The organism is Geomonas sp., from assembly GCF_056994735.1.
In genome coordinates this window covers 1-1,491 of the sequence record NZ_JBXKJL010000407.1, presented here as the reverse complement: position 1 = coordinate 1,491, position 1,491 = coordinate 1, and the positions used below count along the sequence as shown (strand labels likewise).

Below are 1,491 nucleotides of genomic sequence, written 5' to 3'. Positions count from 1 at the left end.
AAGCCGGTGGGCCAACCGCAAGGAGGCAGCCGTCGAAGGTGGGGTCGGTGATTGGGACGAAGTCGTAACAAGGTAGCCGTACCGGAAGGTGCGGCTGGATCACCTCCTTTCTAGGGAGATCCGAGTCGGGGTCCACGGTGGGATCCCGGCGTTGAAGGCTCCTATGGTTGATCGCACGGTCACTCGGCACCCCCCGCCAGGTGGGGTGCTCGTCGACGCTCTCGGGTGTCGGCGCAGACCGACCGCGACCTGGCGAGACACCGAACCCCGCTCACACATCCGGAAACGGACTTCCTGTCACTCTTCACTGGTTAAGGATGCAGCCGCCGGCGTCGACCGCGTGTCGACCCAAGGACAGTCGGCACCGCCCGGCGGGCGTTTAGCTCAGCTGGTTAGAGCACTGCCCTGATAAGGCAGAGGTCTCTGGTTCGAGTCCAGAAACGCCCACCACTTCGCCCCGACGGGGACGTAGCTCAGTTGGCAGAGCATCTCCTTTGCAAGGAGAGGGTCAGGAGTTCGAGTCTCCTCGTCTCCACCACCCTCGATCGCACGGAGGAACCTCCACCTGCGAGGCAGCATCCATCACGAAATCGAATAGGCTCGGGTAGAGACCCGAGACGACCCTCGGGTCCCAGGCGCTGTCTCACGACGGCTCGAAGGCTGGTCCTCGAGCCGTCGCCACGTGTCTCGGCCTCCATCGCCCCCCTGATCCGTGTCCTCGCGTGACGAGGCCACCGACCAGCGGACCGCTGGGACCCGTCGGCGCAGAGGCGCCGGCGAGAGCTCCGTCGAAAGGCGGGGCGCACCTTAACAACTGGATACGTGTTTCGGCAGTAAATCGAGATCTTCGATTTCGCCGAGTTATCAAGGATCATCTCGATCGATCCCCATCCGGCGACCGACCTCTTGGTCAGATGCTGGGGGGGTCAAGCTACATAGGGCACGAGGTGGATGCCTTGGCGCCAAGAGCCGATGAAGGACGCGGCAGGCTGCGAAAAGCTTCGGGGAGTCGCGAGCAGACGTTGATCCGGAGATGTCCGAATGGGGAAACCCGGTCGGGGTAATGCCCGATCACCCCTGGCTGAACCAAATAGGCCAGGCGGAGGTAAGCCAGCGAACTGAAACATCTCAGTAGCTGGAGGAAAAGAGAACATTCCCTGAGTAGTGGCGAGCGAAACGGGAAGAGCCCAAACCCACTCAGCGAGATAGGTTGCAGCCGTTTCTGAGTGGGGGTTGTAGGAGCCGATCTTCGGGTCCCTGCATGGACCCGGTGGAGTCACAAAGCCATTCGCTAGTCGAACCTGTCAGGAAAGGCAGGCCAGAGAGGGTGACAGCCCCGTAGGCGAAAGCGATATGGCCTCCACGATCGACCACCTGAGTACCACGTGGAAGGTCTCTCATGTGGGAAGCTGGGCGGACCACCGTCCAAGGCTAAATACTCTTGGCGACCGATAGTGAACGAGTACCGTGAGGGAAAGGTGAAAAGCACCC

The 1,491-nt window shown here is 61.6% G+C and carries 2 tRNA genes and 2 rRNA genes; all 4 read left to right on the top strand.

What is annotated here, in order from left to right:
* Nucleotides 1–110: ribosomal RNA gene (locus AC11W3_RS17440) — 16S ribosomal RNA — on the top strand; the annotation flags it as partial.
* Between the two features lie 263 nt (nucleotides 111–373).
* Nucleotides 374–450: transfer RNA gene (locus AC11W3_RS17435), tRNA-Ile, on the top strand.
* Nucleotides 451–462: 12 nt separating this feature from the next.
* Nucleotides 463–538 (top strand) — tRNA-Ala (locus AC11W3_RS17430).
* 386 nt (nucleotides 539–924) lie between these two features.
* Nucleotides 925–1,491, top strand: a 23S ribosomal RNA gene (locus AC11W3_RS17425); the annotation flags it as partial.